20 protein-coding genes are annotated in these 25,260 nt (G+C 63.8%); 14 read left to right on the plus strand and 6 right to left on the minus strand.

Features of this window, described 5'->3' with window-relative positions; all coding sequences use genetic code 11:
• Positions 1-53: 53 nt before the first annotated feature.
• Positions 54-2,873: a [protein-PII] uridylyltransferase gene (locus L0F51_RS15030; protein WP_370642421.1), complete on the minus strand. Its 2,820-nt coding sequence runs from the start codon at positions 2,871-2,873 to the stop codon at positions 54-56.
• The gene (gene mutS, locus L0F51_RS15035; RefSeq protein WP_370642422.1) at positions 2,870-5,623 is read right to left on the minus strand and encodes a DNA mismatch repair protein MutS; all 2,754 of its coding nucleotides are present in this window, start codon (positions 5,621-5,623) and stop codon (positions 2,870-2,872) included. The genes L0F51_RS15030 and mutS overlap by 4 nt, the downstream gene beginning before the upstream one ends.
• 170 nt (positions 5,624-5,793) lie before the next feature.
• Here mutS and sppA point away from each other — a divergent pair, with 170 nt between their 5' ends.
• The 12 genes from sppA (at position 5,794) to pnp (ending at position 18,360) form a co-directional block, all read left to right on the plus strand.
• The gene (sppA, locus tag L0F51_RS15040; protein WP_234629981.1) at positions 5,794-6,756 is read left to right on the plus strand and encodes a signal peptide peptidase SppA; all 963 of its coding nucleotides are present in this window, start codon (positions 5,794-5,796) and stop codon (positions 6,754-6,756) included.
• A gap of 10 nt (positions 6,757-6,766) precedes the next feature.
• Positions 6,767-7,054, plus strand: a complete 288-nt coding sequence (gene ihfB / locus L0F51_RS15045) for an integration host factor subunit beta (RefSeq protein ID WP_234629982.1) — start codon at positions 6,767-6,769, stop codon at positions 7,052-7,054.
• Between the two features lie 4 nt (positions 7,055-7,058).
• Positions 7,059-7,409, plus strand: coding sequence for a lipopolysaccharide assembly protein LapA domain-containing protein (locus L0F51_RS15050; RefSeq protein WP_234629983.1), 351 nt, complete (start codon positions 7,059-7,061; stop codon positions 7,407-7,409).
• A 14-nt stretch (positions 7,410-7,423) separates the two neighbouring features.
• Complete coding sequence (locus L0F51_RS15055; RefSeq protein WP_234629984.1) at positions 7,424-8,383, plus strand: ornithine cyclodeaminase family protein; 960 nt, start codon at positions 7,424-7,426, stop codon at positions 8,381-8,383.
• Between the two features lie 180 nt (positions 8,384-8,563).
• The gene (gene rimP, locus L0F51_RS15060) at positions 8,564-9,118 is read left to right on the plus strand and encodes a ribosome maturation factor RimP (RefSeq protein WP_234629985.1); all 555 of its coding nucleotides are present in this window, start codon (positions 8,564-8,566) and stop codon (positions 9,116-9,118) included.
• A gap of 95 nt (positions 9,119-9,213) precedes the next feature.
• Positions 9,214-10,824: a transcription termination factor NusA gene (nusA, locus tag L0F51_RS15065; protein WP_234629986.1), complete on the plus strand. Its 1,611-nt coding sequence runs from the start codon at positions 9,214-9,216 to the stop codon at positions 10,822-10,824.
• The gene (locus L0F51_RS15070; protein ID WP_370642423.1) at positions 10,821-11,513 is read left to right on the plus strand and encodes an RNA-binding protein; all 693 of its coding nucleotides are present in this window, start codon (positions 10,821-10,823) and stop codon (positions 11,511-11,513) included. Before nusA ends, L0F51_RS15070 begins: the two co-directional genes overlap by 4 nt.
• Positions 11,514-11,525: 12 nt before the next feature.
• Positions 11,526-14,156, plus strand: coding sequence for a translation initiation factor IF-2 (gene infB, locus L0F51_RS15075; protein WP_234629988.1), 2,631 nt, complete (start codon positions 11,526-11,528; stop codon positions 14,154-14,156).
• A 154-nt stretch (positions 14,157-14,310) separates the two neighbouring features.
• Positions 14,311-14,730, plus strand: coding sequence for a 30S ribosome-binding factor RbfA (gene rbfA, locus L0F51_RS15080; protein WP_234629989.1), 420 nt, complete (start codon positions 14,311-14,313; stop codon positions 14,728-14,730).
• A 2-nt stretch (positions 14,731-14,732) separates the two neighbouring features.
• Positions 14,733-15,635 (plus strand): tRNA pseudouridine(55) synthase TruB, encoded by a 903-nt coding sequence (truB, locus tag L0F51_RS15085; RefSeq protein ID WP_234629990.1) that lies wholly within the window; start codon positions 14,733-14,735, stop codon positions 15,633-15,635.
• 164 nt (positions 15,636-15,799) lie between these two features.
• Complete coding sequence (gene rpsO / locus L0F51_RS15090; RefSeq protein ID WP_092812128.1) at positions 15,800-16,069, plus strand: 30S ribosomal protein S15; 270 nt, start codon at positions 15,800-15,802, stop codon at positions 16,067-16,069.
• Positions 16,070-16,239: 170 nt separating this feature from the next.
• Positions 16,240-18,360 carry a polyribonucleotide nucleotidyltransferase gene (pnp, locus tag L0F51_RS15095; RefSeq protein WP_234629991.1) on the plus strand — a complete coding sequence of 707 codons (2,121 nt, stop codon included), beginning with the start codon at positions 16,240-16,242 and terminating at the stop codon, positions 18,358-18,360.
• Between the two features lie 117 nt (positions 18,361-18,477).
• Here pnp and L0F51_RS15100 read toward each other — a convergent pair whose 3' ends face one another.
• From L0F51_RS15100 to fabA, 4 genes are all read right to left on the minus strand, one after another.
• Positions 18,478-20,490 carry a bifunctional diguanylate cyclase/phosphodiesterase gene (locus L0F51_RS15100; protein WP_234629992.1) on the minus strand — a complete coding sequence of 671 codons (2,013 nt, stop codon included), beginning with the start codon at positions 20,488-20,490 and terminating at the stop codon, positions 18,478-18,480.
• A 162-nt stretch (positions 20,491-20,652) separates the two neighbouring features.
• Positions 20,653-21,483, minus strand: a complete 831-nt coding sequence (fabI, locus tag L0F51_RS15105) for an enoyl-ACP reductase FabI (protein ID WP_234630378.1) — start codon at positions 21,481-21,483, stop codon at positions 20,653-20,655.
• Between the two features lie 8 nt (positions 21,484-21,491).
• Positions 21,492-22,718, minus strand: coding sequence for a beta-ketoacyl-ACP synthase I (gene fabB / locus L0F51_RS15110; RefSeq protein ID WP_234629993.1), 1,227 nt, complete (start codon positions 22,716-22,718; stop codon positions 21,492-21,494).
• 36 nt (positions 22,719-22,754) lie between these two features.
• A complete protein-coding gene (gene fabA / locus L0F51_RS15115) occupies positions 22,755-23,282 on the minus strand; it encodes a 3-hydroxyacyl-[acyl-carrier-protein] dehydratase FabA (protein ID WP_128290424.1) in 528 nt (175 codons plus the stop codon).
• 196 nt (positions 23,283-23,478) lie between these two features.
• Here fabA and irrA point away from each other — a divergent pair, with 196 nt between their 5' ends.
• Both irrA and L0F51_RS15125 read left to right on the plus strand, forming a co-directional pair.
• A complete protein-coding gene (gene irrA, locus L0F51_RS15120) occupies positions 23,479-23,910 on the plus strand; it encodes an iron response transcriptional regulator IrrA (protein ID WP_234629994.1) in 432 nt (143 codons plus the stop codon).
• 169 nt (positions 23,911-24,079) lie between these two features.
• A complete protein-coding gene (locus L0F51_RS15125) occupies positions 24,080-25,195 on the plus strand; it encodes an ABC transporter ATP-binding protein (protein ID WP_234629995.1) in 1,116 nt (371 codons plus the stop codon).
• The last annotated feature ends 65 nt before the right edge of the window (positions 25,196-25,260 follow it).

Consider the following 25,260-nt stretch of genomic DNA (forward strand, 5'->3'; position numbering starts at 1 on the left):
GGCTCATTCTGTAAAAAAGCGCGGAGGGGAGAAGAGAAGCAAGGAGGCCGCTCTCAAGAGGCGGCCAAGGCCGCCGCATCCGCGGCAGCGCCTTCGATGATGGCAACGAGTTCGCGCCGGATGCGCTTCTGGCGCGCCTGCGCCGTGATTTTCTGGCCGAGAAGATCGGTCACGTAGAACGTATCGACCGCGCGTTCGCCGAAGGTGGCGATGTGGGCGGAGGCGATGTCGAGACTGAGATCGGCGATCACTCTCGTCAGATCGTAGAGAAGCCCGATGCGATCGAGACAGGCGATCTCGATCACCGTGAACCGGTCAGAGAGAGAATTGTCGATCTTGACGTCGGGCTCGATGGTGAAGGCATCCTGCTTGGCCGGACCTTCACGCCGCTTGGCGAGCATGTCGGGCAGATGCACATGGCCGGCCAGCGCTTGTTCGATCAGGGCTGCGACCCGCTCGGCGCGCCGCCTCTCATCCGCATCCGCCTCGAAAGCCCGAGAGACGACGATGGTATCGAGAGCGCGACCATCCGTGGTGGTGAAGATTTGCGCGTCGACGATGTTCGCCCCCGTCGCCGAGCACGCCCCGGCCATCAAAGCGAGAAGCCGCGGATGGTCGGGCGTCAGGATGGAAATCTCGGTGACGGCCTCGAAATCGCGCACCGTCACCTCATGGGCGAAAGGCCGGTTGCCGTCGCCCGTGCGGCGGATGAACTCGGCGTGCCGGACCTGGTCTTCCAGAGCCGTGCGCAGCCAGTAGGCCGGGTAATGCAGTTCGAGCAGGCGTTCGCGCTCCTCCTGCGGCCAGTCGGAAAGCTTGGCGGAGAGCTCGGCGCGGGCGCGGGCGATGCGCTCGTTGCGGGCGATCTTGGAATGACCGCCGGTCAGGATCAGCTCGGTCTCGTTGTAGAGCGTGCGCAGAAGCTGGCCTTTCCAGCCGTTCCAGACACCCGGTCCGACGGCCCGGATATCGCAGACGGTGACGATCAGGAGCAGCTTCAAACGCTCCGTCGTCTGCACCACCTTGGCGAAGTCCATGATGGTGCGCCGATCGGCAAGATCGCGCGACTGCGCCGTGATCGACATCGTGAGGTGCTGCTCCACGAGCCAGGCGACGGTTTCCGTCTGGTGGGCGGTGAGACCGAGCCGCGGGCCGACCTTTCTGGCGATGCGGGCCCCGGCGATGGAATGATCTTCCACCCGCCCCTTGGCGATGTCGTGCAGAAGCAGCGCCACGTAAAGCACCGTCTTGTCTGCGATCTCCGGCAGGAAATCCGTGCACAGCGGCAAATCTTCGGTGAGGCGGCCGCTTTCCAAAGCGGCGAGCGTTCCGATCGTGCGGATCAGATGCTCATCCACCGTGAAGTGGTGATACATGTTGAACTGCATCATCGCGACGATGCGGCCGAACTCCGGCAGGAACTTCCCGAGCACCCCGGTCTCGTTCATCTGCCGCAGAATGACCTCCGTATTCTCTCCCGAACAGAGGATCGAAAGGAACAGACGGTTCGCTTCCGGATCGTTCTGCAAATCCGGCCCGATCAGGCGCAGCGACTTCGTGATGAGGCGCACCGTATCGGGGTGAAAGGCGTGGCTGCCTTCCGCGGCATAATGAAAAACGCGGATGAGATTGACCGGATCGCGGGTGAAGACGGCTTCGTCACGCTCGCGCAGCCGGTTGTTCTCGACGTAGAAGTCGCCGAGAAAAGCGGCCTCCTGCCGCCGCACTTTGAACGTCCGCAGGAGACGGTTGAGGCGCGCCTCCTTCTTCTGCTGGCGCTCTTCGAGGGCCGCACAGACGATGCGCGTCAGGTCGCCCACGTCCTTCGCCACGAGAAAATAATGTTTCATGAAGCGTTCGACGGCTTTGAGCCCGGGATGCCGGGTGTAGCCGAGCCTTCGGGCGAGCTCGGGCTGGAGATCGAAGGAGAGGCGTTCCTCCGCCCGGCCGGTGATGAAATGCAGATGACAGCGCACCGCCCAGAGGAAGTCGTCGCATTTGCGGAAGAGACGGTTTTCGGCCCGACTCAGAAGCCCGGCCTCGACGAGCGCCTCGCCACCAGCATGCGTCTGATAGACGTATTTGCCGATCCAATAGAGCGTCTGCAGATCGCGCTGGCCGCCCTTGCCCTCTTTGACATGCGGCTCGACCAGATAGCGTGACGTGCCGATGCGCGCATGCCGGGAATCGCGCTCTGCAAGCTTGGAAGCGATGAATTCCGGCGCCGTCCCTGCGACCACTTCCTTGTTGAAGCGCTCCTGCAGATCCTTGAACAGGCTGTCTTCGCCGCAGAGGAAGCGTGCCTCCAGAAGCGCCGTGCGCACGGTCATGTCCTGCCTGGCCATGCGGATCGATTCCGTCACCGTGCGGGTTCCGTGACCCACTTTGAGGCCGAGATCCCACAGCATGTAGAGAACGAATTCCGTCACGCTCTCCGACCAGGCGGTGGATTTATAAGGAAACAGAAACAGCAGATCGATGTCGGAGCCGGGCGCAAGCGTGCCGCGGCCGTAGCCCCCCACGGCGGCAACCGTGAGCCGCTCGGCGGAAGAAGGATTGCTCGCCGGATAAACGAGGCCGCCGAAATCGACGAGAGCCACGATCATAGCGTCGAAGAAGGTCGAAAGCCTCTGTGCGGCCCTAACCCCCTTGCCGTCCTCCTCCAGATCCTCGCGCACTTTGGCGCGCGCCTCGCCGAGGGCGGCTTTGAGCCCGGCAAGAAGCTGCGCCCGCGCTCCGGTCCGCGCCGGATCGCCGTCCGCAAGAGGCGCACGAAACACCTCGGCCAATCGCTCGGGATCGATCGGCAAATCCGCGTAGCGGGAAAAATCGAGATCTATCGCAGAACGGAGTTCGGTCTCAGTCACGCTCATATCTTTGCCGATCGACGCAGGCGTTTCAGTTCAAACAATTGGTCGAGAGCCTGCCTTGGGCTGAGCTCGTCCGGGTCGAGCCCGTCAATATAAGCCAACAACTTCGTGGTTTCTTCATCGATCTCGACGCGCGCCGGCCTTGCGGCGAAGAGCGGCAGGTCGTTCAACAACTCCGCCGGGCTGGACTTGCGGTCGGCCGCCTCGAGCCTGTCGAGGATGACACGAGCCCGGGCGATGACCGGCGAGGGCAGACCGGCGAGTTTTGCGACCTGGATGCCGTAAGAACGATCGGCCGCGCCGGCGACAACCTCGTGCAGGAAGACGACATCGCCCTTCCATTCCTTCACCCGCATCGTGGCGTTGTCGAGGCGGGGAAGCTTGCCGGAGAGCGCGGTGAGCTCGTGATAATGGGTGGCAAAGAGCGTCCGGCAGCGGTTCTGCTCGTGCAGATGTTCAACCGCCGCCCAGGCGATGGACAGGCCGTCGAACGTCGCCGTGCCGCGCCCGATCTCATCGAGAATGACGAGGGCTCCGGGGCCCGCCTGATTGAGGATCGCCGCCGTCTCGATCATCTCCACCATGAAGGTGGAGCGGCCGCGGGCGAGATCGTCGGCAGCCCCGACGCGCGAAAAAAGCCCGTCTACCACGCCGATATGCGCGGCGTTGGCCGGCACATAGGCGCCGGTCTGGGCGAGGATCGCAATGAGGGCATTCTGGCGAAGAAAGGTCGACTTGCCCGCCATATTCGGGCCGGTGACGAGCCAGATGCGGCCCGTCTCGTCGTCGGCGTTGCCCAGGTGGCAGGAATTGCCGACGAAGCTGTCGCCCGAGCGGCGGAGCGCCTGTTCCACCACGGGATGGCGCCCCTCCTCCACGATGAAGGCGCGGCTGGCATCGATATGGGGGCGAACGCAGTTTTCCGCCGCCGCAAACTCGGCGAAGCCTGCGGCGACATCGAGGGCCGCCAGCGCCTCGGCCGTCCGGCGGATATCACCGGCAAGCGCTCCGGCCGCCTGCGCGAGATCGGCGAAGATCTGCAACTCGATCGCCAGCGCCCGGTCGGCGGCAGAGGCGATCTCACGCTCCAACTCTCCGAGCCGCGGCGTCGTGAAGCGCATCGCATTGGCGAGCGTCTGCCGGTGGATGAAGCCCGATTCCTCCTTTTGCAGAGGTGCGGCCTGGGCGGCGCTCGCCTCGACGAAATAGCCGAGCACGTTGTTGTGGCGGATCTTGAGGCCGCGCACACCTGTCGCGTCGCTGTATTCCTTCTGCAGCGAGGCAATGATGCGGCGGCTCTCATCGCGGAGAAGCCGCAGTTCGTCGAGGTCGGACGAGAAGCCTGCCCGCACGAAACCGCCGTCCCGCTTGAGGAGCGGCAGTTCCTCGGCAAGGGCTGAGTCGACCGACTGACTGAATTCGCGCGGCGCCTGAGAGAGAAGGCCGGCTATCTCCTTAAGGTCTGATTCTAAAGGCAAATCGAGCTCGGACAAGAGATCCGACAAAGACAGAGCGACCCGCAAACCGGAGGAGAGCGCGGAGAGATCGCGAGGACCGCCGCGGTCCAGGGTCAGGCGCGTGAGCGCGCGCAGAATATCAGGTGCCTCACTGAGAACGCGCCGCAGCCTGGTTCTGAGCGCGTCTTCCTCGAGAAGCGTCGCGACGCTGTCGAGACGAAGATTGACCGCGGCCGGATCCGTCAACGGGCTCGCCAGACGCTGCGCGAGAAGACGGGAGCCTGCGGGCGTCACCGTGCAGTCGATCGCCTCGATCAGCGACCCTTTCTTCTCGCCATGCAGCGTGCGGAAGAGCTCGAGATTGGCCCGGGTGGCCGCATCGATGCGCATCGCCGCGCCGTCATGCTCGCGGCGGAGCGGCGCGATCGGCGGACGTGCCGCGATCTGGGTCTTTTCGACATAAGCGAGAATGGCCGCGGCGGCCGCCGTCTCGGCGCGCGAGAAATCGCCGAGACCGTCGAGCGAGGCGACGCCGAAATAGGTCGTGATGCGTGCGCCGGCCGTCCCGGGCTCGAAAAAAGAGGCTGGCAGCGGCGACAACGTGGCCCCGACGAGAGCAACGGCCGAGGAGAGCGCCTGATCGCTCGCCAGCCTGTCGACGACGAGCACTTCGCTCGGCTCGAGCCGCGCAAGACAGCGCTCCAGCCCGCCCGCCGGCACGGTCGTGACGCAGAACTCGCCGGTCGAAATATCGATCCAGGCAAGCGCATGGGCCGGGGCCTCGCCGTCGGAGGCCGGGATCCGGCTGACGGCCGCCAGAAAGTTGTTGCGCCTAGCGTCGAGCAACGTCTCTTCGGTGAGCGTACCGGGCGTGACGAGGCGCGTCACCTCACGTCGAACGACGGATTTGGAGCCGCGGCGCCGGGCTTCCGCCGGATCTTCCGTCTGTTCGCAGACGGCCACACGGAATCCGGAGGCGATCAGCTTCTGCAGATAATCGTCGGCCGCGTGCACCGGCACGCCGGCCATCGGAATATCCTCTCCGAGATGCTTGCCGCGCTTCGTCAGCGCGATGCCGAGGCAGCGTGACGCCTTCTCGGCGTCGTCGAAAAAGAGCTCGTAGAAATCGCCCATGCGATAGAACAGGAGGCAATCCGGATTGGCCGCCTTGATCTCGATATATTGCTCCATCATCGGCGTCAGCTTGGGCGCACCGGCCTCCTTGGAAGCAGGCTCGGCAGGACGGGGCACCGGGGACGACGCCGGAGCGGTTTTTGTAGCGGAAGCGGTCGGCATGCGCGAAGCTTAACGACAGCGCCGCGCCGATGCCACATCGACCGGGCGGAAGGCCCCAAGATTCCGAAGCCACGACGCTTGCGGATTGACGAATATGTAGCGGGCAGAAATGCATGGGAGCGCTTGCGGCGGTGTCTGGCTGCTGCTACCTCGCCCGGAAGGAGTACCGGATGGACACTGAGGATCTTATCGAGCGCCGCCGTTTGCGGCGCCGCGCCAGTTTCTGGCGGGTCGTCGCCTTCGTCGTGGCGATCGCCGCGGTGGCGTTTTTCGTGCGGCAATCCGGTGTCGTCGGCGGGTCCGGCGACCAGATCGCACGCATCTCGGTGGAGGGCTTCATCCCGACGCGCCCCGACGCGGTGGATCTCCTGGAGCAGGCGGCCGACACAGACAGCGTGAAAGCCATTATCCTGCGCATCGATTCACCCGGCGGCGCGGCCTCCGGAGGCGAGGCGCTCTACAAGGCCGTGCGCGATGCGGCTCAAAAGAAGCCGGTGGTCGCAACGATCGAGGGCCTCGGAGCCTCTGCCGCCTACATGACGGCAATCGGCGCGGATCATATCGTGGCGCGCGAGACGGCTCTGACAGGCTCGATCGGGGTGATCCTGCAATTCGCGACGGTCGAAAACCTTCTCGACAAGCTCGGGGTCAATTACGTCGAGGTGAAGAGCAGCCCGCTCAAAGGCGAGCCGACACCGTTCGAGGCGCCGAGCCCGGAAGCGCTTGCCATGGTGCAGTCGGTCATCGACAGCTCGTATGACTGGTTCGTCGGCCTCGTGGCGGAGCGTCGCAACCTTCAGCCCGATGCAGCGCGCCGATTGTCCGACGGCAGCATCTTCACCGGACGCCAGGCGGTCGAAAACGGCCTGATCGATGCCGTCGGGGGCGAAGACGAAGCCAAAGCGTGGCTTTCGGCGGAGCGCAACGTCTCTGCCGACCTGCCACTCAACGACTGGGAGAAGGATGAGGGGACCTTCTCCGGTCTCACCTCCGCCGGGGCGGCGGTGGTGATGAAGGCGCTCGGTCTCGAAGACCAGTTTCAGGCGCTTTTGGGGACTCTGCCGCAGCGTCTCGCTGTTGACGGGCTCGTATCCGTTTGGCAGGGTAATTCTTCAATAAGATCAGGTCGCTAGGGGGACGGCGGTGATCAAGTCAGAACTCGTACAGAAGCTCGCGGACAAAAATCCGCATCTCTATCAACGGGATGTGGAAGCGATAGTGAACGCCATTCTGGAAGAAATCGTCGGGGCGCTGTGCCGCGGCGACCGTGTCGAACTCAGGGGTTTCGGCGCATTTTCTGTGAAGAACCGGCCTGCTCGCACCGGCCGCAACCCCCGCACGGGGGAAGCCGTTTCCGTCTCGGAGAAATACGTGCCATTCTTCAAGACCGGTAAAGAAATGCGGATCAGGCTCAACGGCGGAGACGAATAAGGCGATGCAACAGCTCGCTTGGCTCATCAAGTGGATCATCCTTCTTCCGATCCTGGTGGTGATCGCGCTTCTCGCCGTCGCCAACGATCAGACGGTGGCGCTCAGGCTCAATCCGTTCGACGCCGACGATCCCGTTCTCAGGGTCGAGCTGGCCTTGTATCAGGTGGCGTTCGCAGCCTTTGCCCTCGGTGCCATCTGCGGCGGCATCGTCATGTGGAACGGGCAGCGCAAATATCGCCGCCAGGCCCGCGAAAAGCGGCATGAAGCGGCGGCGCTTCAGGCTCGCGCCGACAAAGCAGAACGGCAGGCGCATCAAAATGCCGGCCTTCTGGCGGGGCCGGCGCCGCGCGCCTGAGGGCGGATCTTGCAATGCGCGTCATTCCCGCAGCGGATATCGCGGATGTTCTGACCTTCCCGGAGCTCATCGAAACGCTGAGAAGCGCCTTTCGGCAAGGGGTGGTGACACCGGTCCGCCACCACCATTCGATCCAGTTTCCCGATCAGGCGGAAGCGACGCTGCTTCTCATGCCGTCGTGGAACGACTTCGACCAGCAGGGTCATTCCGGGCGCGGCTATGTCGGCGTCAAGATCGTGACGGTCTTTCCCGACAATGCGAGCCGCGGCAAGGCGGCCGTCGCAGGGGTCTATCTCCTCTTTTCCGGCAAGAGCGGCGAGCCGCTCGCCGTCATCGACGGATCTGCGCTGACGGTCTGGCGCACGGCGGCAGCTTCCGCGCTCGCCGCCTCCTATCTCGCCAGGCCGGATGCCAAGCGCCTGTTGATGGTGGGGGCCGGAGCGCTTGCCCCCTACCTCATCGAAGCGCATGCGGCCGTGCGCCCGATCGAGGAAGTGCTGATCTGGAACCGACGCCCTGAAAAGGCGGAGCGGCTTGCCGAAAGGCTGCGCCCACGGCGCTACCGTCCGCATTTCACCGAAGATCTGGAAGGCGCCGTACGGGGGGCCGACATCGTCTCCTGCGCGACCTTGTCGAACCATCCGATCGTCAAGGGCGAATGGCTCAAGCCCGGCGCCCATCTCGACCTCGTCGGCGGCTTCCGCCCGGAGATGCGCGAAACCGACGACGACGCCATCCGCCGTGCCCGCGTCTTCGTCGACACGCGCGAGGGGGCGATGAAGGAAGCGGGCGACATCGCGCAGCCGCTCGAAAGCGGCGTCCTGACGGCGGACGATATCACCGCGGACCTCTTCGAGCTCACACGCGGCGAGAAGGCCGGCCGCCGCTTCTACGATCAGATCACGCTGTTCAAATCGGTCGGAACGGCGCTCGAAGATCTGGCCGCTGCGGTCCTGGTGTTTTCGCGCGCCTGACCCCTCGTCTCGGCGAAGTCTTCTCGGGGCGCTTGAAACGTCGGCGGTAAAATCGTATATCGGCACCAACAATTCTCGAATACCGTCGAGAGTGGGTCCTCCGGGTCCCGCTCTTTTTTATTGCCGCCACTTGGCTCAAGCCGTTGCTGCAAGGCGGGTTTCCGCATCTTCGGGAGGAAGATGACCGACTCAGACATGCACACTCCGTCGAGCGAGCGATTGATCCGCGAGACCGGACTGGAAGCACGTATCGCGCATATCGCCGAGCCCGTCGTATCGGGTCTCGGCTACGAACTGGTGCGCGTCAGAGTGCTGGGCCAGAACGGCATGACCGTGCAAATCATGGCCGAGCGTCCGGATGGGACGATGGGCGTCGACGATTGCGAAGCCATCAGCCGCGACCTGTCGCCGGCTCTCGATGTCGACGATCCGGTCGGACGGCCTTACAATCTTGAAGTGTCCTCTCCTGGCATCGACCGCCCGCTGACGCGGGTGAAGGACTTCGAATTGTGGGCCGGCCACGAAGCGAAAATCGAAATGGCGGCCTTGCAGAACGGCCGTAAGCGCTTCCGCGGCATCCTGCTCGGCGTGCGCGATGGCGCAACGGGCATTCGGGTGCCGAGCGAAGGCGGCAGCGACGATGTATGGCTGCCGCTTACCGAGGTCGCCGATGCCAAGCTCATCTTGACCGATGAGTTGATCGCGGCGACGCAGGCGGACCGCCAAAGCGACTGAACGACGAACGAGGGTCAGGGATTTCGGTCCCGATCGCTTCAGGCCCGCAAGGGCAAGGATAACAGGCCCGGTGGGCCGGGAAACGGAGCTGTCCAATGGCAGTGAGTGCAAACAGGCTCGAACTTCTGCAGATCGCCGACGCGGTGGCGCGGGAGAAGAGCATCGACCGGCAGATCGTCATCTCCGCCATGGAAGACGCGATCCAGAAGGCGGCGAAATCGCGCTATGGCGCGGAAACGGATGTGCGCGCCGAGATCGATCCGAAAACCGGCGACATCCGACTGCAGCGTCTCCTGGAAGTGGTCGAGACGCCTGAAGATTTCGCAACGCAGATCGCGCTTGAAGACGCGCGCGGCCGCAACCCCGCAGCGCAGGTCGGCGACTTCATCTCCGAACCTCTGCCGCCGCTCGATTACGGCCGCGTCGCCGCGCAATCGGCCAAGCAGGTCATCATGCAGAAGGTGCGCGACGCCGAGCGCGACCGTCAGTACGAAGATTACAAGGACCGCATCGGTGAAATCGTCAACGGCACGGTCAAGCGCGTCGAATACGGCAATGTCGTCGTCGATCTCGGCCGCGGCGAGGCCATCATCCGCCGCGACGAGCTGATCCCGCGCGAAAATTTCCGTTACGGCGACCGCGTCCGCGCCTATGTCTACGATGTGCGGCGCGAGCAGCGCGGGCCGCAGATCTTCCTGTCGCGCACGCATCCGCAATTCATGGCGAAGCTCTTCACCATGGAAGTGCCGGAAATCTACGACGGCATCATCGAGATCCGGTCCGTTGCCCGCGATCCGGGCTCGCGGGCGAAGATCGCCGTCATCTCCAACGATTCATCCATCGATCCGGTCGGCGCCTGCGTCGGCATGCGCGGTTCGCGCGTGCAGGCCGTGGTCGGCGAATTGCAGGGCGAGCGCATCGACATCATCCCCTGGTCGCCGGATGCGGCGACCTTCATCGTCAATGCCTTGCAGCCGGCGGAAGTCTCCAAGGTGGTGCTCGACGAAGATGCAGAACGCATCGAGGTCGTGGTGCCGGAAGACCAGCTTTCGCTCGCCATCGGCCGCCGCGGCCAGAATGTGCGGCTCGCCTCGCAGCTCACCGGCTGGGACATCGATATCCTGACGGAAGACGAGGAATCCGAGCGCCGTCAGAAGGAATTCCAGGAGCGTACCGAGCTCTTTCAGAATGCCCTCGACGTCGACGAGATGGTCGCGCAGCTCCTCGCCTCGGAAGGTTTTGCCGACGTGGAAGAGATCGCCTTCGTGGAAATCGACGAACTCGCCACCATCGAGGGCTTCGACGAGGACACGGCCGAAGAGCTGCAGATGCGCGCCCGCGAATACCTGGAGGCTCTCGAAGCCGAACAGGACGAGGAGCGCAAGAAGCTCGGCGTCGCCGACGATCTCAAGGAAATCACCGGCGTGACGACGGCCATGCTCGTCGCCTTCGGCAAGAACGACGTGAAGAGCGTCGAAGATCTCGCCTATTGCGCCGTCGACGATCTCGTCGGCTGGACCGAACGCAAGGACGGCGAGACGAAACGCTTCGCCGGCATCCTCGACGACTTCTCGCTGTCGCGCGAAGAGGCGGAGGAAATGGTCATGGGCGCCAGGCTTCATGCCGGCATCATCACCGAAGCCGATCTCGCTCAGCCTGAAGAGGAGAGCGACGAGGCCGAGGAGGAGGAGACGGCATCAGCGTGATCGAGGCGGCTCCAGCTCTTGCAGAAAAGCACTCCGGCCCCAAAATAGGGAGGAGGCGAATGTGTGCCGTCTCCCGGCAGGTGCTGCCGGAGGACAGGCTGATACGCTTCGTCACATCTCCCGAAGGCGACGTCGTCGCCGATCTCAAAGCGCGCCTCCCCGGGCGCGGCATGTGGCTCGAAGGGCGGCGACCCGTCATCGAGGAAGCCCGCCGGAAGCATGTTTTCGACCGTGCTTTGAAGACCAAGGCAAAGGTTGCTGACGATCTCGGTGATCAGGTCGCCGCACTTTTGAAGAGCCAGCTTCTCGGCCGCCTCGGACTTGCGGCAAGAGCGCGGCAGGTGGTGTGCGGCTTTGCCAAGGTCGAAGCGGCCCTGCGTTCCGGAGAGGCAATCTGCCTCGTCCATGCTGTCGAAGCGGCGGATGACGGACGCAACAAGCTGGCGGGTGCCGCGCGGCAAGGTCTGGCCTCGACCGGCACAGACGAGCCCCTTCTCGTCGCCCATTTGACGACCGCCGAATTGGGTTTGGCATTGGGGCGGCCACATGTGATACATGCTGCCGTGCTGGATGGCGCGGCGGGACGAAGTTTTCATGACGCGGCGCTGCGCAATCTCCGCTTCGACAACGAGATCTGTCAGCAGCCGCCAGAGCGCGAACACGATATTGACGTCGCCGACCGGCGATGAATGGGAATAGGCATGAGCGAGACGACAAGCAAAGGCGACAAAACGCTTCGCGTAGGAGGCCGTAAAACGCTGTCCTTGAGGCGTGACACAGATACGGTGCGCCAAAGCTTCTCCGGCGGACGATCGAAAGCAGTCGTGGTGGAGAAGAAGCGTCGCCGCCACGGGGGCGGCGATCGTCCCGATGCGCCCGAAACGCCGATTCAGACCACGACACGACCGACGCAGGCCGCCAAGGCTCCGCCACCACCGCCCACGCCACCCGTGCGCGAACAGCAGCAGCGCGGCCGCACCGGCCTCGTCTTGAAATCCTTGACCGAGGACGAGCGTGACGCCCGCGCCCAGGCGCTGGCCGATGCCCGCGTCCGCGAAGCGGAAGAACGCCGCCAGGCGGAGATCGAGGCTGCGCGCCGGGCCGAGGAAGAAAAGCGCCTCGCCCAGGAGCGCGAAGAAGCCGCGCGCCGTCAGGCCGAAGAAGACAAGCGCCGCGCCGCGGAAACGGAAGCGCGCCGTCGCAGCGAAGAAGCCACCGGCAAGCACGAGGCGACCCCGGCCGCCGGGGATCAGGCCGCAGCGCCGGCTGCCACGACATCTGCGCCTGCCGCAACGGCCAAGGCCGCAAAGGCAGCTCCGGCTGCCGCCGGCGGAGCCGCGGGCAATGCCGACGAGGCGCCCAAGGAAATCCGTGCCGTGCAGAGGCCGAAGCGTCCCGAGGTCGCCAAGCCCGCGAAGAAGACGACGGGTGGCGGTGATCGCCGCCGCGGACGCCTCACCGTGACGAACGCCCTCGAAGATGGCGACCGCGAACGTTCGCTTGCTTCGATCCGGCGCAAGCGCGAGAAGGAAAAGCGTCAGCAATCCGGCTTCTCGCCCTCGAACGAGAAGATCGCGCGCGACGTGACCATCCCGGAGGCGATTTCCGTGCAGGATCTCGCCAACCGCATGGCCGAACGCGCCGTCGACGTGATCCGGCTTCTGATGAAGTCCGGCACAATGGTGAAGATCACCGACATTCTCGATGCCGACACCGCACAGCTCGTGGCCGAGGAAATGGGTCACAATGTGCGCCGCGTGGCCGCATCCGACGTGGAAGAAGGTCTGTTCGACGTGCCGGATGTGCCAGAAGATCTGCGGCCGCGGCCGCCGGTCGTGACCATCATGGGCCATGTCGACCACGGCAAGACCTCGCTTCTCGACGCGATCCGCGAAACCAAGGTCGTCGCCGGCGAAGCGGGTGGCATCACCCAGCATATCGGCGCCTATCAGGTCGAGAAGAACGGTCAGAAGATCACCTTCATCGACACGCCGGGCCACGCCGCCTTTACCGCAATGCGTGCCCGCGGTGCGCAGGCAACGGACATCGTCGTCCTGGTGGTGGCGGCCGATGACGGCGTCATGCCGCAGACGGTGGAAGCCATCAATCATGCGCGCGCCGCCGGCGTGCCGATGATCGTGGCGATCAACAAGATCGATAAGCCCGATTCCGATCCGATGCGCGTGAAGACCGATCTTCTGCAGCATTCGGTGGTCACGGAATCGATGTCTGGCGACACGCTCGAGGTCGAGGTTTCGGCCACCAAGCGGATGAATCTCGACGGACTTCTGGAAGCCATCCTGCTGCAGTCGGAGCTTCTCGACCTGAAGGCCAATCCGAACCGCAGCGCGGAGGGCATCGTCGTCGAGGCGCAGCTCGATCGTGGCCGCGGTCCGGTGGCAACCGTGCTCGTGCAGCGCGGCACGCTGCATTCGGGCGATATCATCGTGGCCGGTTCCGAATGGGGCCGTGTGCGCGCGCTCATCGACGACACCGGAGCCCAGGTGAAAGAGGCCGGACCGTCTCGGGCCGTCGAGGTGCTCGGTTTCCAGGGAACGCCTGAGGCCGGCGACCGCGTCGCGGTCGTCGAGAGCGAAGGCCGTGCCCGCGAGATCTCCGAATATCGTCAGCGCGTGCGCCGCGAAAAGGCGGTCGCCCGTCAGACGGGACAGCGGGGATCGCTTGAGCAGATGATGAACCAGCTGCAGGTGGAAGGAACCAAGACCTTCCCGCTGGTCATCAAGGGCGACGTGCAGGGTTCGGTCGAAGCCATCATCGGCGCTCTCGACAAGATCTCCACGGACGAAGTCGCGGCAGACATCGTGCATTCGGGCGTCGGTGGCATCACCGAATCCGACATCACGCTGGCAGCGGCCTCCAACGCGGCGGTCCTCGGCTTCAACGTGCGTGCCAACAAGCAGGCCCGCGAAGCGGCAGCCCGCGATGGCGTCGAAATCCGCTACTACAACATCATCTACGACCTCACCGATGACGTGAAGGCGGCGATGTCGGGCATGCTTTCGCCCGAACGGCGCGAAACCTTCATCGGCAATGCCGAGATCCTGGAGGTGTTCAACATCACCAAGGTCGGCAAGGTCGCCGGTTGCCGCGTCACCGAAGGCAAGGTGGAGCGCGGAGCGGGTGTGCGCCTCATCCGCGACAACGTGGTGGTGCACGAAGGCCGGCTTTCGACGCTCAAGCGCTTCAAGGACGAAGTCCGCGAAGTGCCGGGCGGCCAGGAATGCGGCATGGCCTTCGAGAAGTACGAGGATATGCGCGTCGGCGACATCATCGAGTGCTACCGCGTCGAAGAAGTGGCTCGGACACTTTAAGCGTCGGCCCTTCGCCGGGTTCTCCAGAGCTTCGCCTCCGGCATAGCCGGGGGCGTTGACGCTCACGTGGCTCGGTCCCGGTTCTATCGTTGTCGGGATGCGCGACCCTGCCGCGGCCGACATTCACTCATCAATGCCGTTGCCTTGAACGACTATGTCCCGTTTTGAAAGTTCTCATTCTGCCGGCCCCTCGCAGCGTCAGCTGCGGGTGGGCGAGCTCGTCCGCCATGCACTTGCCGAAGTCCTGCAGCGCGGCGAAAGCAACGACCCGGCCCTCGATGGCGTCATCGTCACGATCGCCGAAGTCAGAATGTCGGCGGATCTCAAACATGCGACCGCGCTCGTCCATCCCCTCGGCATCGAGGACGGCGACGGCGTCGTTGCCGCGCTCAACCGCAATGCACGTTTCCTGCGCGGGCGGATCACACCTGCGCTGCGCCAGATGCGCGCCATGCCGGATCTCAAATTCCGCCTCGACACGCGCTTCGAGGACGATGCGCGCATCGACGAATTGCTGCGCTCGCCGGAAGTGCAGAAAGATCTCCACGACGACGATGAAGAGGAAGGCCGCTAGACATGTCCCGTCGGCGCAACAAAGGCCGCGACGTTGACGGCTGGCTCGTCCTCGACAAACCCGTCGGCATGACCTCCACGGAAGCCGTCGCCAAAGTGAAACGGGCTTTCGACGCAAAGAAGGCCGGCCATGCGGGGACCCTTGATCCCCTGGCCTCCGGCTGTCTGCCGATCGCCCTCGGCGAGGCGACGAAAACCGTCGCCTTCGTCATGGATGGGCGCAAAGTCTACGAATTCACCGTGCGCTGGGGCGAGAAGACGGAAACCGACGATCGCGAAGGCCCGGTCGTGGAGCGCTCGGACGTGCGACCCAGTGAAGACGACATCCGCGCCCTCATTCCCGATTTCACCGGCACGCTGTCGCAAGTGCCGCCGCGCTACTCGGCCGTCAAGATTGCGGGTGAACGCGCCTATGATCTCGCCCGCGACGGGGAGACGGTCGAGCTCGAACCGCGGGAGATCGTCGTGCACCGGCTGGATCTCGTCGATTGTCCCGATGCCGATCACGCAATCTTCCACGCCGAATGCGGCAAGGGGACCTATGTCAGGGCATTGGCGCGCGACATGGCCGAAGAGCTCGGCACGGTCGCGCATGTCTCCGCCCTTCGCCGGCTCGTCGTCGGGCCATTCGGTGAAGACGACATGGTGCCCTATTCGGAGCTCGAGGCGAACGCAGAGACGCCGGGCGCCTTGTTGCGACCGGTCGAAGCGGGGCTCACCGATATTCCCTCGATCCGGATCGACAATCAGGCCGCGATGCGGCTCAGGAACGGCCAGGCGGCTTTCCTGCGCGGTGCCGACGCCCCGATCGGCGGCAGCGCCTATACGGTTTCGGAAGGTCGCCTTGTCGCGCTCGTCGATATTGCCGGCGGCGAAATGAATCCTCGGCGCGTTTTCAAGCTTTAACGCGCCGTAGTACCCGCGGCAGCGGCTTAAAGCTGGAAAAATGCCGCATTCTCGCTTATATGAGCGCTGGCGCCGCCTGCCCTTCGGGTCGCTGGGCGGCGTTTCTTATAAGGCCTTGGCTGGACGACATCCCGGCTGATGGCATCACCACGAAAGGATACGAGATGTCGATCACACCCGATCGCAAGCAGGAACTGATCAACGAATACGCCACGAAGTCGGGCGATACCGGCTCGCCGGAAGTGCAGGTCGCGATCCTCTCTGAGCGCATCGCCAACCTGACGGAGCATTTCAAATCGCACGCCAAGGACAACCATTCCCGGCGCGGCCTTTTGAAGCTCGTCTCGCAGAGGCGTCGGCTCCTTGATTACCTGAAGCGCAAAGACGCGGAGCGTTATCAGGCGCTCATTTCCCGTCTCGGGCTGCGCCGCTAGGCGCCTAATACAGGCAGCGGACGGCAAAGGCCGCCGCTGCCTTTTGATGTTCAAGGCTGGAACGGCCATGGCAGGATCGCTGGATGGTCTCGCTGCCGGGACCGGAGCGAAGACCTTCCCGCCATCTTGCGCATGGTCCTTCTCGCCTCCATACGAAAGGCAGAACACCCATGTTCGATCACCAGACAGTTGAAATCGACTGGGCCGGGCGTCCGCTCCGGCTCGAGACGGGCAAGGTCGCCCGTCAGGCGGACGGCGCCGTCGTCGCCACTTACGGCGAGACCACCGTCCTCGCCACCGTCGTCTCCGAAAAGGAACCGAAGCCCGGCTTCGACTTCTTTCCGCTGACCGTCAATTACCAGGAAAAGTACTACGCGGCAGGTCGGATCCCGGGCGGCTTCTTCAAGCGTGAGGGACGTCCGACCGAAAAAGAGACGCTGACCTCGCGCCTCATCGACCGGCCGATCCGTCCGCTTTTCGCACCGGGCTACAAGAACGACACCCAGGTGATCGCGACCGTCCTGTCGCACGACCTTGAAAACGATCCCGATATCGTCGCCATGGTCGCGGCTTCCGCGGCCCTCACCCTTTCGGGTGTTCCCTTCATGGGCCCGATCGGTGGTGCCCGGGTCGGCTACATCAACGGCAGCTACGTTCTCAACCCGACCGTGGACGAGGTGAAGGAATCGCGCCTCGATCTCGTCGTCGCCGGCACCGGCGATGCCGTCCTGATGGTGGAATCGGAGGCGGACGAGCTTCCCGAAGACGTCATGCTCGGCGCGGTGATGTTCGGTCACAAGGGCTTCCAGCCCGTCATCGACGCCATCATCAAGCTTGCGGAGCGTTCCGCCAAGGCGCCGCGTGCCCATGAGGTCGAAGACCGGAGCGCCCTTCTCGCCCAGGTCCGCGACATCGTCGCGGAGGATCTGAAGTCGGCCTATCTCATCGCCGACAAGGCCGAGCGCAAGGGCGCCGTCGACACCGCCAAGGCGAAGGCCGTCGAGGCGCTGACGGACGAAACCAATCCGGACGCCCCATCGAAGCAGGTCGTCGGCGACATCTTCAAGAAGCTCGAAAGCGAGATCGTCCGCGGTCGCATTCTCGACGAAGGTGCGCGCATCGACGGTCGTGACCTGAAGACGGTCCGGCCGATCGTGGCCGAAGTCGGTATTCTGCCGCGCACGCATGGCTCGGCCCTCTTCACCCGCGGCGAGACGCAGGCCCTCGTGGTCGCCACCCTCGGTACCGGCGAAGACGAGCAGATGATCGACAGCCTCGAAGGCACCTACAAGGAAGCCTTCATGCTGCACTACAACTTCCCGCCGTTCTCCGTCGGCGAGACGGGCCGTATCGGCTCGCCGGGCCGCCGCGAGATCGGCCACGGCAAGCTCGCCTGGCGCGCCATCCACCCGATGCTGCCGCCGGCGCACGAGTTTCCGTACACGTTCCGCGTCGTCTCCGAGATCACGGAATCGAACGGCTCGTCGTCGATGGCGACCGTCTGCGGCACGTCGCTTGCTCTGATGGATGCCGGTGTGCCCCTGAAGAACCCGGTCGCGGGCATCGCCATGGGTCTCATCAAGGAAGACGAGAAGTTCGCCGTCCTCACCGACATCCTCGGTGACGAGGACCATCTCGGCGACATGGACTTCAAAGTCGCCGGCACGACCAGCGGCGTCACGTCCTTGCAGATGGACATCAAGATCCAGGGCATCACCGAAGAGATCATGCAGGTCGCGCTCGACCAGGCGAAAGACGGCCGCATGCACATCCTCGGCGAGATGTCGAAGGCGCTGACGCAGGCCCGTCCGGAGCTCGGCGAATATGCGCCGCGCATCGAGACACTGAAGATCCCGGTCGACAAGATCCGCGAAGTCATCGGTTCCGGCGGCAAGGTCATCCGCGAGATCGTCGAGAAGACGGGCGCCAAGGTCGACATTTCCGACGACGGAACGGTCAAGGTGGCCTCGCCGAACGGGGAATCGATCCGCGCGGCCATCAAGTGGATCCGCTCCATCACGGACGATCCGGAAGTGGGCGCGATCTATCGCGGCACCGTGGTGAAGACCGTCGATTTCGGCGCCTTCGTGAACTTCTTCGGCTCCAAGGACGGGCTGGTGCACATTTCCCAGCTCAACAACGGCCGCCCCGCCAAGGTGACCGATGTCGTCAAGGAAGGCGACGAGGTCTATGTGAAGCTCATGGGCTTCGACGAGCGCGGCAAGGTGCGCCTCTCCATGAAGGTCGTGGACCAGGAGACGGGTGAGCCGATCGAGCCGGAAGCCGCGTAAGCGAACTGGCAGACAAAAACAGGAAAGGGCGCCCACGAGGCGCCCTTTTCTTTTTCGGGTCTTTCACTTTCTGAGGCGGGTGTTTGCTGGGCCCTCCTCGCAGCAACTCCGATATTCTCAGCCGTTCGCAACGAGCCGAATGTTGCGCCCGCCCCCACGTGTCGGGCCAGGCGGGGGAGTGGCCGCCCCATCGCCTTCACCCTCCGCTGTCGCTTTTGCGGCGCGGCTGCGCGCGGCGGTCGCCAGCGCCTCTTGCCCGATGACCTCTTCGACGCTGACGGGCGCGCCATAGAAATAGCCCTGGGCGAGGTTGCAGCCGCTTTCGCGGAGCAGATCGCGATGCGCCTCGTTTTCCACGCCCTCGCCGACGACCGCCATGCCGAGCGACTGGCCGAGGCGGCATACCGCTGACACGACGGCGCGGGCCTTTTGCGGGTCGGAGATGCGCGACAGAAACGTTCGGTCGAGCTTGATCTTGTCAAAGGGATAGCGAGACAGAAGACCGAGGCTCGAGGTTCCGACACCGAAATTGTCGAGGACGAGGGAGACGCCGGCTTCGCGCAGCCGTTCAAGCCGCGAAAACGCCGCCTCTTCTCCGCGTCCGAGAATGCTCTCGTTGACCTCGATTTCGATACGGTCGGGGGGGATGTCGGAATTCGCCAAGGCTTCGGCGATGTAGGTCTCCGTGCCGTCGCGCTGCAGCTGCGCGGCCGAAAGATTGACCGCCACCCGAACGCCGGCCGGCAGGGCACGGCAATCGCGGGCGACCTGGCGGATCACCCATTCGCCCATCGGAATGATCAGGCCCGTCTCCTCGGCAACCGACAGGAACATCGATGTCGGAACGAGATTCTGATTGGTGAGCTTCCAGCGCAGAAGCGCCTCATAGCAGACGACCTCACCGCTCTTCAGATCGTATTGCGGCTGATAGAGGAGCGTGAAGAGGTCGTTCTGGATGGCATAGCGCAGGCCGTCTTCCAGAGTTTCACGCGAGCGCTGGTCCTCTGCCATCTTCGGATCGAAGAAGCGCCAGGTCTGTCGTCCCCCCGCCTTGGCCCGGTAGAGGGCGAAATCGGCGTTTCGAATCAGTGTCTTGGCGGTGTCGCCGTTGTCCGGCCCGACGGTGATGCCGATCGAGCAACCGATGGTGATCTCGTGGCCTTCGATCCGAAACGGCTGCTCGATCAGCCGGATCATGCGATCGGCGAGCGCGGGCAGAGCATGGTTGTCGTGGACAACAGGGACAATGACCGCGAATTCGTCACCCGAGAGACGGCAGAGCAGATCTTCGTCGCGCAGGGAGTTCTTCAAGCGCTCCGCCGTCGCACGCAAGAGATTGTCGCCGACCGGATGACCAAGTGTATCGTTGATGCTCTTGAAGCCGTCGAGATCGAGGATCAGGAGGCCGATCTTGTGGGTCTTTTCGGAGGCCGTTCCAAGCATCTCTCCGAGGCTTTGTTCGAACTTCTTCCGGTTGCCGAGCCCTGTCAGCTCGTCGTGCATCGCGATGTAGACGAGATCCCGTTTCTCACGCTGCATTTGCTGCGTGCGATAGGTGTAGCCCGCCATGAAAGAGAAGAACGTCACAACCGCGATGCCCGTCAGATAGACGAGTTGCCTGTTGAACGTCGTCAGGAGCTGCGACGCCTCAAATGTCTGGTCGAAGCGGACGGCGACCTGGCGTCCCTCGGGAGTGACCGGGAAAACGACCCAGGTCGCGAAATGCGGCGAAAGAAATAGGGATTCGTCGACGGCGTGGACCGAACGCTGCTGGTTTCCGAGCTGGCTCCCCTCCGTCTTCAGGATCGGCCGAAGCTCCTTTTCGGACCGGCCTTCATCGCCGACCACCGTCACGACGCCCGTCTGCGGATCGTCGACGGCCAGGGTATCGATGGCGAAGGAGCGCAGAAGCGGCGCGTTGAGCGCTTCGGAACGCCCGTCGAGAAGTCCCTCCAGGCCGCTTCGACCGTGGCGGGCACTCTCGTACCAGGCCGTGGCGACGAGCGCGGCCTCGTTCTTCAGAACCGAGCGGATCTGGTAATGGCCGACAAGGAAAATGCCGACGACCACACTGACGGCGATGAGGACCGCAAGAAGCGGAGAGACGAGCCTCTTGCCGATCAGACGCATCCTTACTCCCCATCGCTGCGATGGCCATCGCCATCCGATCGTCGGGAAGCTAGGTCACCGCGCTTAGAGAAGCGTAAATGGGGGTTGCGAGAGGCCGTGGGAAACGGGGATATCGGCGCGGCGAAATGGCAAGCCGACCAAGCCTCGACGTCCGAAAGCGGCCTATTCGGAAGCCGCTTCCTCGTCGATGATATCTTCTTCCCGCTTCAGCATCTCCAGCCGCGGCATGGAGACGGTGCTGTAACCGGAATCGACGAAATGGATTTCGCCCGTGACCGCCGCCGAAAGATCGCTCAACAGATAAAGGCCGGCACCGCCCACATCGGAGATCGTCACGGCCCGGCGCAGCGGCGAATTGGCCCGCTGATAGTTGAACATGAGCCGCGCATCGGAGACGCCCGAACCGGCGAGGGTGCGCACCGGACCCGCAGAAATCGCGTTCACGCGAATGCCAGCCGTGCCGAAATCGCTCGCCAGATAGCGCACCGAAGCCTCGAGCCCGGCCTTGGCGACGCCCATGACATTGTAATTCGGCATGACGCGCGTGGAGCCCGCATAGGTCAGGGTGAGCGCGGACGCTCCCGGCGACATCAAGGGCGCCGCGCGGCGCATGATGTCAGTGAAGGAGAAACACGAGATCACCATCGTGCGCACGAAATTCTCGCGCGAGGTATCGACGAAACGGCCCTTCAACTCGGCCCGGTTGGAAAACGCGATAGCGTGGACGAGGAAGTCGAGCTGTCCCCAATCGTCGGCGATCTTTGCGAATACGTCGTCCATGGAGGCGTCGTCCTCGACATCGCAAGGATAGACGCGGGTCGAGCCGACACTTTCGGCCAGCGGCTTCACGCGTCGGCCAAACTGTTCGCCCTGATAGGTGAAAGCGAGCTCGCCGCCATGTTCGGCGACCGCCTTGGCGATGCCCCAGGCAATCGAATGATCATTGGCGACACCCATGACGAGGCCGCGCTTGCCTTCCATCAGGCCTTTCATTTGAGACATCAGGAACCGAGCCGTTGAAACACCAAAGTGGCGTTGGTGCCGCCAAAGCCGAAGGAATTCGACAAGGCTGTGTTGATCTCCACGCCGTCGCGCCGCTCGCGCAGAATCGGCATGTCGGCGAAGGCGGGATCCATCTCCTCGATGTGAGCGCTCTCGCAGATGAAACCGTTTTGCATCATGAGAAGCGTGTAGATCGATTCCTGAACACCCGTGGCGCCTTGCGAATGGCCGGTGAGCGACTTCGTCGCCGCAATCGGCGGGCATGCATCGCCGGAGCCGAACACCTCGCGGATCGCCTCGATCTCCTTGAGGTCACCGACCGGCGTCGAGGTCGCGTGCGGATTGATGTAGTCGATCTTTTCGCCGACGTTCTGCAGCGCCATGCGCATGCAGCGGATCGCCCCCTCGCCGCTCGGCGCGACCATATCGACACCATCGGAGGTGGCGCCATAGCCGACGATCTCGGCATAAATCTTGGCGCCGCGCGCCTTGGCGTGCTCCAGCTCCTCGAGCACGAGGACGCCCGCGCCGGCGCTGATGACGAACCCGTCTCGGTTTCTGTCGTAAGCCCGCGAGGCAATGGCTGGACGATCGTTGTACTTCGTGGACAGCGCGCCCATGCCGTCAAACAGCACCGACAGGGTCCAATCGAGCTCCTCGCAGCCGCCGGCGAACATCACATCCTGCTTGCCGAACTGAATCTGCTCGCAGGCATTGCCGATGCAATGGTTGGACGTGGCGCAGGCCGAGGAGATCGAATAATTGACGCCCTTGATCTTGAACCAGGTCGCAAGCGTCGCCGAAGCGGTCGACGACATGGCTTTCGGCACGGCGAAGGGGCCGACCTTTCGCGAGGAACCTGCCTCACGGGTCTTGTCGGCCGCCTCGATGATGGCACGGGTCGAGGGCCCACCAGAGCCCATGATGATGCCGGTGCGCTCGTTGGAGATGTCGTCCTTCTCGAGGCCCGAATCTGCGATCGCCTGTTCCATCGCGACGTGGTTCCAGGCCGTGCCGCCGCCGTGAAAACGCATGGCGCGTCGGTCCACGACCGTGCTGGCATCGAGCGTCGGCGCGCCGTGCACCTGACTGCGCAGGCCATGCTCGGCATAAGACGGCGCGAACACGATCCCCGAGCGCGCTTCCCGCAGGCTGGTGAGAACCTCCTGCGTATTGTTGCCGATCGAGGATACGATCCCCATACCGGTGACGACGACCCGTCGCATCACCTTCTCCCTTTGATAGTCCGGTCCTGGCGCGCCTTACGCGGTGGCGACAGCCTGATTCGCTGTGAACAGCCCGACCTTCAGATCTTTTGCGCGGTAAATGACTTCTCCGTCGGCCTTCAGCCAGCCATCGGCGATGCCGAGCGTGAGTTTGGAGCGCAGGATGCGCTTCAGCTCTATTCCGTACTCCAGTCGTTTGACGGTCGGAAGAACCATACCGGAGAATTTCACTTCTCCGACGGAGAGCGCGCGGCCCTTGCCCGGGGCACCGAGCCAGCCGAGGAAGAAGCCGAGAAGCTGCCACAGGGCATCGAGACCCAGGCAGCCCGGCATCACCGGATCGCCATGGAAATGGCAGGGAAAGAACCAGAGGTCGGGACGGACCTCCATCTCGGCACGGATCCGCCCCTTGCCGTATTCGCCACCTTCGTCAGCAATCTCCGAAATACGGTCGAACATCAGCATCGGCGGCAGCGGCAATTGCGCATTGCCCTCCCCGAAAAGCTCTCCCCGCCCGCAGGCAAGAAGGTCCTCATACTCGAAATGGCTGCGCCGCTCATTCATTGCATTGGTCTTTCTGTGAGGCGGGTCATTTGGGTTCCTTAACGACAACCCGCTACCTAACATACCGCGCCGCGTAGCGAAACCGAGCCGCGCGGCAACAGCGACACAGCGTCAGAGTTGTCAGAACGATACAAATTCGCATATAGGGCTAAAGGCAGCGTCCTATAAACTCTTTGACTGCCGAGAGCGAGCTGACATGACGGCTATACACAACCACAATTCGCCTGAGCAGCTGACCCGTTGGCTGCGTCGTGCCGGTCTGCGGCCGACGAGACAGCGTGTGGCCCTGGCCGGCTTGCTGTTCAAGAAGGGTGATCGGCATATTTCCGCAGAGCTTCTGCACGAGGAAGCGCAACTGATGCGGGTGCCGGTCTCGCTTGCGACGATCTACAACACCCTGCATCAGTTCACCGAAGCCGGGCTGCTGCGAGAAGTCGCAGTCGATGGGGCGCGGACCTATTTCGACACGAACGTGTCCGACCACCACCATTTCTTCGTCGAAGGGGACAATTCCCTTATCGATATCGATGGTCCAGTGAGCCTGACGCACGTTCCCGAGCCCCCCGAAGGCATGGAAATCACCGCCGTCGAGGTCGTGGTGCGGGTGCGTCGCCGGACAGACGCCTGAGACGAAAGCCAGGTCGCAATTCCTCAGGCGTAGCGGCCTAAGAGAGCTTTGCGCCGGACGGAGCTGCAGCCTCTCGCCCCATCGGGCGTTTCCCAGACAATTGCTTGAAGCGAAGGGCCGGCGGCGCCTTCGCTGAACGGCGATCGGTCGTCAAATGGGAGGAGCTTCGATGGCAAATGTCAGGCTTAGCGGCGTCGATAAGGCCTTCGGCAAGGTCAAAGTGCTCGAGGGCATCAACCTCGATATCGAGGATGGGGAATTCGTCGTCTTCGTCGGCCCATCCGGTTGCGGCAAATCCACGCTTTTGCGCGTGATCGCCGGGCTTGAAGACATCACGCGCGGCACGCTCGAAATCGGCGGAGAGATCGTCAACGACCGCACTCCGAAGGAGCGCGGCATCGCCATGGTGTTCCAATCCTACGCGCTCTATCCGCATATGAGCGTGTACGACAACATGGCCTTCGGGCTCCGCCTCGACAAAGGGGCCGGGCGCGATGCGGTGGACAAGCGGGTTCGCGAGGCGGCGCGCATTCTCCAGATCGAGCCCTATCTCGACCGGCTGCCGAAGGAGCTTTCCGGGGGCCAGCGCCAGCGCGTGGCGATCGGGCGCGCGATCACCCGGGACCCGGCGGTCTTTCTCTTCGACGAGCCCTTATCGAACCTCGATGCGGCGCTGCGCGTGCAGACGCGCATCGAGATCGCCCGTTTGCACGAGAAGATGCCCGACACGACCATGATCTACGTGACCCACGACCAGGTGGAGGCGATGACGCTCGCCGACCGCATCGTCGTGTTGAACAAAGGCCGGGTCGAGCAGGTCGGCACGCCGTTGGAGCTCTACCACCGGCCAGACAATTTGTTCGTGGCGAAGTTCATCGGCTCGCCCGCCATGAACATTCTAGCTGCCACCTTCAGCACCACGCAGGACGGGCTGCGGGTCGCACCCGAAGGCGGCAGAGACCTCACTCTCCCACGCTCCGAGGGGATCGCCATCCCACAAGGCCCTGGTCATCTCGGTGTCCGACCGGAAAGCCTCCGCCTCGCGGAAGCCGGCGAGGCCACATTGATCGAAGGCGAGGTGACGCTGGTGGAGCTTCTGGGCGAGGTCACGCTCGTCTACGTCGATATCGGCCGCCAAGACGATCCCGTGGTGGCGAAACTTGCCGGCGAAGTGGCGGTCGAGCGCGGCGAAAGCGTGCGTCTTGCTGCCAATGCCGAAGATTTGCAGCTCTTCGACGCAAACGGCCGGGCTCTTCGACACCAACGAGTGCAGAAAGCCGCCTGACCGGCCGTTTTTCGCGGACGTGCCACACGGGCGATCACGCTCGGGCGAGGACGCATGGCGCCGCT

Origin of the sequence: Afifella sp. H1R (genome assembly GCF_021462425.1) — a bacterium.
Classification (GTDB): domain Bacteria; phylum Pseudomonadota; class Alphaproteobacteria; order Rhizobiales; family Afifellaceae; genus Afifella; species Afifella aestuarii.

Coding starts and splice junctions, on each gene's coding strand:
- mutS (WP_370642422.1), bottom strand. CDS start 5,623: ATGCCGACCGCTTCCGCTACAAAAACCGCTCCGGCGTCGTCCCCGGTG.
- irrA (WP_234629994.1), top strand. CDS start 23,479: ATGACGGCTATACACAACCACAATTCGCCTGAGCAGCTGACCCGTTGG.
- nusA (WP_234629986.1), top strand. CDS start 9,214: ATGGCAGTGAGTGCAAACAGGCTCGAACTTCTGCAGATCGCCGACGCG.
- fabI (WP_234630378.1), bottom strand. CDS start 21,483: ATGAAAGGCCTGATGGAAGGCAAGCGCGGCCTCGTCATGGGTGTCGCC.
- L0F51_RS15055 (WP_234629984.1), top strand. CDS start 7,424: ATGCGCGTCATTCCCGCAGCGGATATCGCGGATGTTCTGACCTTCCCG.
- rbfA (WP_234629989.1), top strand. CDS start 14,311: ATGTCCCGTTTTGAAAGTTCTCATTCTGCCGGCCCCTCGCAGCGTCAG.
- L0F51_RS15100 (WP_234629992.1), bottom strand. CDS start 20,490: ATGCGTCTGATCGGCAAGAGGCTCGTCTCTCCGCTTCTTGCGGTCCTC.
- L0F51_RS15050 (WP_234629983.1), top strand. CDS start 7,059: ATGCAACAGCTCGCTTGGCTCATCAAGTGGATCATCCTTCTTCCGATC.
- rpsO (WP_092812128.1), top strand. CDS start 15,800: ATGTCGATCACACCCGATCGCAAGCAGGAACTGATCAACGAATACGCC.
- fabB (WP_234629993.1), bottom strand. CDS start 22,718: ATGCGACGGGTCGTCGTCACCGGTATGGGGATCGTATCCTCGATCGGC.
- rimP (WP_234629985.1), top strand. CDS start 8,564: ATGACCGACTCAGACATGCACACTCCGTCGAGCGAGCGATTGATCCGC.
- L0F51_RS15030 (WP_370642421.1), bottom strand. CDS start 2,873: ATGAGCGTGACTGAGACCGAACTCCGTTCTGCGATAGATCTCGATTTT.
- infB (WP_234629988.1), top strand. CDS start 11,526: ATGAGCGAGACGACAAGCAAAGGCGACAAAACGCTTCGCGTAGGAGGC.
- fabA (WP_128290424.1), bottom strand. CDS start 23,282: ATGAATGAGCGGCGCAGCCATTTCGAGTATGAGGACCTTCTTGCCTGC.
- truB (WP_234629990.1), top strand. CDS start 14,733: ATGTCCCGTCGGCGCAACAAAGGCCGCGACGTTGACGGCTGGCTCGTC.
- L0F51_RS15125 (WP_234629995.1), top strand. CDS start 24,080: ATGGCAAATGTCAGGCTTAGCGGCGTCGATAAGGCCTTCGGCAAGGTC.
- sppA (WP_234629981.1), top strand. CDS start 5,794: ATGGACACTGAGGATCTTATCGAGCGCCGCCGTTTGCGGCGCCGCGCC.
- pnp (WP_234629991.1), top strand. CDS start 16,240: ATGTTCGATCACCAGACAGTTGAAATCGACTGGGCCGGGCGTCCGCTC.